The sequence below is a fragment of the Brevibacterium sp. genome, assembly GCF_022712115.1.
In the GTDB taxonomy this organism is placed as follows: domain Bacteria; phylum Actinomycetota; class Actinomycetes; order Actinomycetales; family Brevibacteriaceae; genus Brevibacterium; species Brevibacterium salitolerans.
This window is the reverse complement of sequence record NZ_JALAHB010000218.1, coordinates 1-3,768: the sequence shown is the minus strand read 5'-3', so window position 1 is coordinate 3,768 and position 3,768 is coordinate 1. Positions and strand designations below refer to the sequence as shown.

The 3,768-nt window shown below is 70.0% G+C and carries 4 protein-coding genes; 2 read left to right on the top strand and 2 right to left on the bottom strand.

The window, feature by feature from the left end:
• Window positions 1-241: 241 nt before the first annotated feature.
• Both Q0A33_RS12795 and Q0A33_RS12790 read right to left on the bottom strand, forming a co-directional pair.
• Complete coding sequence (locus tag Q0A33_RS12795; protein WP_291797368.1) at window positions 242-1,360, bottom strand: DNA recombination protein RmuC; 1,119 nt, start codon at window positions 1,358-1,360, stop codon at window positions 242-244.
• An 80-nt stretch (window positions 1,361-1,440) separates the two neighbouring features.
• A complete protein-coding gene (locus Q0A33_RS12790) occupies window positions 1,441-2,382 on the bottom strand; it encodes an NAD-dependent epimerase/dehydratase family protein (RefSeq protein ID WP_291797364.1) in 942 nt (313 codons plus the stop codon).
• Between the two features lie 121 nt (window positions 2,383-2,503).
• Between Q0A33_RS12790 and Q0A33_RS12785 the strand changes: the two genes are divergently transcribed.
• On the top strand, window positions 2,504-3,262 hold the full coding sequence (locus tag Q0A33_RS12785; protein ID WP_291797361.1) for a TetR/AcrR family transcriptional regulator: 759 nt from the start codon (window positions 2,504-2,506) through the stop codon (window positions 3,260-3,262).
• A 39-nt stretch (window positions 3,263-3,301) separates the two neighbouring features.
• The coding region (locus tag Q0A33_RS12780; RefSeq protein WP_291797358.1) for a GTPase at window positions 3,302-3,768 on the top strand (467 nt) is incomplete at its 3' end.

Sequence of the window (3,768 nt, the reverse complement as noted above, 5' to 3'; positions counted from 1 at the left end):
GGTTGTGGGGATCCGTGGTCATCGACTTTCCATCGTGGGGGACTGGACTGCCCGCCGGACTGTTCCGCGGAGGGTCGCCGCGGACCGTCCGCCGGTCAAGACCGGACCATATCAGGAGGATCGCGCAACGCCGGTTGTCCTGAGCCCGCCGCGCGTGCGGGCAGGTCCTCCGCGTGTGCGGGTGAGGCTTCCCCGTACGCGGCCGGATGGGTGGGCGTGCGTATGTGGGCAGACGGGACTCTCAGTTCGCGCCTCGATGATGCGCGGGTTCGAACTCCGCTGCTGTGAGCCCCCGGCTGCGGGAAGAGAGTTCCTGCGGTTCCGTCAGGGCGGCCTCGGAGACGCCGGTGGCGGAGAGCTTCCGTGCCGTGGGCAGGAACCGCGACTCGAAGGAGCCGACGAGGCGGTTGTAGTCCTCCACCGAGCGGTCGAGTCCCGCACCCATCCGGGTGAGATGCTCTGTGAGCGTTCCCACCCGGGCGTGGAGCTCCCGGCCGAGGTCGAGGATGCGGTGCGCGCTCCGGCTCAGATCCGCCTGCTGCCAGTTGAGGGCCACCGTCTTCAGCAGGCCCAGGAGGGTGGACGGGGAGGCGAGGATGACACCGGAGGAGAGCGCGTCGTCGATGAGCGCCGGATCCTCCTGGCCGGCGGAGGCGAGGAGACCGTCCGAGGGCAGGAAGCACACGACGAAGCGCGGCGCCGGGGTGAACGCCTGCCAGTAGGCCTTCTTGGACAGGGCGCTCACATGCCGGCGCACTGCACGTGCCTGCGCGCCCGCCTCCGGAGCGCTGCCGTCCAAGCCGCTGAGCGGGGCCTTCGCATCGATGACGATGCTCGCCTCCCCGGGGAGGTGGACCACCATGTCCGGGCGGGCGGTGGAGCCGTCGGTGCGGACGGAGACCTGGACGTCGAAGTCCACGTGCTCCAGCATGCCGGCGAGCTCCACGACCCGGCGCAGCTGCACCTCACCCCAGTCGCCGCGTGCGCTGGTCGCCGACAGCGCGGAGTAGAGCTCGGAAGCGGAGGCGCGGAGCCGTTCGTTCTGCAGGGCGAGCTGCCGGAGCTGTTCGTCCAGGCCCGCGAGTCTGGCCGCCTGCTGCCGGTCCTGTCCGCTCACGTGCTGGCTGAGCGTCCGCAGGTCCGAGGCGAGGGGGCCCACGGCGGCGGTGAGCTCCCCGGCGACCTGTGCATCGGCCTCGAGCGCCTCGGAGCGGTCCTGCAGTAGGCGGGCCGTGGTCTCCGCGCGGACGAGCCGTTCCTGCAGACTGCTACGCGCCCGCGCGGCACCCAGCAGCCAGCCCAGGACGAGGCCGAGGGCGAGCACGAGGAGAAGGACGAACGCGAGTGTGGCGGTGTGCATGTCCCACATGGAACCACGAGGCACGGACACAGCGGTGTGGGCGGGGAAGGGACACGTGCGGAGCGGAAGCCCTGTCCGGGTCAGCCTCCGGTGCGCACCCATTCCGCCAGCACGGTGTCCCAGGACGAGGCCTCGACACCGAACTCGCCCGTGAGCCGGCCGCTCTCCATGACCGCAGGCGCGTCCCAGAGGTACTGCTGATTGTGCAGTTCGCGGGCCATGGGGGAGAAGAGTCCTGCGGCGGCGAACACCGCACGCGGAATGCGTGAGACGGGGAGCTGCTTGGCTGAGCTGCCGGTGCGACCGCGGGCGGCCTCGGCGGCGAGCTGAGCCATCTCACGCTGGGAGAGCGGGGGCAGGGAGGGCGCGAGCAGGACGGCGTCGCCCTCCGGTGCGAGTGCGTGCGCGTTCTGTGCGGCGGCGATCATCGTACGGGCGAGATCCGGGATGTAGGTGGCCGAACGCGGCGCATCCGGGTCGCCCATGACCCAGGCCCGGCGTCCGCGGCGTGCGGGTGCGAGGACCATGAGCGGGAACACGGATGTGCGGGGGTGCGCGGTGGGGCCCAGCAGATCCGCGGCGACGACGGACAGGGTCCTTGCCACATGTGCCTTCCTCTGGGCCAGGAGCCGTGCACGCACCTTTCCGAGGGGCGCGACGGGTGCCGGCGGCGTGCGTTCCGTGAGGTGCTCCGCACCGTGCCCGTAGGCGTACACGGACTCCGGGAAGATCACCGGGATGCCGGTGGCGGCGGCAGCATCCATGACGGCTGCCTCGCGAGGGGGAAGTGCGCGCTCCCAGGCCGGTGCGCTGTAGTTCGCATGGATGCAGTGGAAGATCGCCGAGGCGCCGGTGAGCGCTCGGTGCAGTAGTGCAGGATCTCCGGCGTCCCCCTGGAGGAGCGTGGTGCCCGGCAGCGGTGAAGGCGAGCGGCGGATGACTGTCACCTCGTGGCCTGCGCCGACCAGGTCGTGGGCGAGCTGGGTGCCGATCTGGCCTGCGCCGGTGAGGACGTATCGCATGAGTATCCATTCTGTGAGCGGTGCTCTCTGTTGGAGTTCAGCGTACGGGTGGGCGCGATAGTTTTCAAGAGCAGTGCTCACAGAATTGATGGTGGCCGTGGCTCGTGCCAGACTTGCGCCCATGAACCGACCGGTGCGGAGGACGCACGCGCAGGCGCGTGCAGAGATGCGTGAGGGGATCCTGCGTGTGGGCAATGCGCTGCTCGCGGAGCACGGGGCGGCGGGTCTCTCCGTCCGGGCGATCGCCCGTGAGCTCGGAGTGGCCTCCTCGGCGCTGTACCGGCACGTCGCCAGCCGTGACGAGCTGCTCACCCTGCTCCTCGTCGATGCGTACTCGGAGCTGGCCGCGCGGGTGGAGGAGGCGCTGGAAGGTGGGGCTTCGGGCGAGCGCGGCGGCGAACCGGACGAGCGGGAGGGTGAGCCCCTCGAGCGGGGCGGCGAGCCGGCCTCGGCGGCAGAGGCTCTCGCGGTGCTGGCGCAGGCCATGCGCGGCTGGGCGGTGGCCAATCCTGCCAAGTGGGCATTGGTGTACGGCTCGCCGGTGCCGGGCTATGCGGCCCCGGCCGAACGGACCACGGGTCCCGGGACCGCGGTGCTGGGACGATTCATGGGGATGCTTGCGGCAGATGCAGAGGAGGGGCCGGTCGCGGATTCGGGCCTCAGTGAGGGTCTGGATGCGGTGCTCACGGCCGGCGGAGAGGAGCTCGGACTCCGGATGCCGGCGCAGCGGGCGGCTCAGGCGGTGGAGGCCTGGACGGGCCTGGTAGGTCTCATCAGTGCGGAGGTGTTCCAGCAGCTCGGGCCGGACTTCGCGGGGCATGGTGCGGAGATGCTGGAGCGGTGGATCGCGGGAACGGTGAGCCGATTCGCTCTGTGCTGACATGCATGCCGTATTCCGTGACCGGTAGACTCGGGCAACGTGGCTCTTACTATCGGAATCGTCGGACTGCCCAACGTCGGCAAGTCCACCCTGTTCAATGCTCTGACCCGCGCAGAGGCGCTCGCCGCGAACTACCCGTTCGCCACGATCGACCCCAACGTGGGCATGGTCCCTCTGCCGGACCCCCGCCTCGGCGAACTGGCCCGCATCTTCGGCAGTGAGAAGATCCTGCCGGCGACGGTCTCCTTCGTGGACATCGCGGGCATCGTCAAGGGCGCCAGCGAGGGTGAGGGCCTGGGCAACAAGTTCCTCGCCAACATCCGCGAGGCGGACGCGATCTGCCAGGTGACCCGTGCATTCTCCGATCCTGACGTCACCCGCGTCGATGGTTCCGAGACGCCTGCGGGTGACATGGACACGATCTCGACGGAGCTGATCCTCGCCGATCTCCAGACCATCGAGAACGCACTGCCGCGTCTCGAGAAGGAGACGAAGCGCAAGACGAT